At 63.1% G+C, this 623-nt stretch carries 1 protein-coding gene; it reads left to right on the forward strand.

The window, feature by feature from the left end:
* The first annotated feature begins 3 nt into the window (after positions 1–3).
* Positions 4–501: a TPM domain-containing protein gene (locus tag AC1DU6_RS34605; protein WP_439091999.1), complete on the forward strand. Its 498-nt coding sequence runs from the start codon at positions 4–6 to the stop codon at positions 499–501.
* The last annotated feature ends 122 nt before the right edge of the window (positions 502–623 follow it).

Raw genomic sequence — 623 nt, forward strand, 5'->3', positions numbered from 1 at the left:
GTGATGAGCCTCAAACGCATCGGCAAACATCTGCTCGGCAATCGCTCGCGCGTCCGCAAGGCGTTCCCTCCAAAGGCACTGGCGGCGATCGAACAGGCCATCAAGGCCTCCGAAGCCAGCCATGCCGGCCAGATCCGCTTTGTCGTCGAAGGCGCGCTCGACGGCGCGCCGCTGTTCCGCAATCAGATGGCGCGCGAACGCGCCATCGATGTGTTTGCGCAACTGCGCGTCTGGGACACCGCGCATAACAATGGCGTGCTGATCTATCTGCTGTTGGCCGATCGCGATGTGGAGATCGTGGTCGACCGCGGCATCGATGCCCGTGTCGGCAAAGCCGGCTGGGAAGCTATCTGCCAAATGATGGAAGCCGAGTTCCGCGCCGGGCATTTCGAGCGCGGCGTGATCAAGGGCATCGACGCGGTGACACGGCATCTGGCGACGCATTTTCCGCGCGATGCCGGCTCGGTGAATGAACTGCCGGATGCGCCGGTGGTGCTATAGCCGTTACGCCTTCGCTGACTCCCGTGCGCCAACGCGCTCGAACCATGCCGCGACCTTCGTATTTCCGCGATCCCACGGCTGCTTCACCTTGTCGGCGAAATCGAGCCAGCAGAACAGCACGA

Source organism: Roseateles sp. P5_B10 (assembly GCF_056400485.1).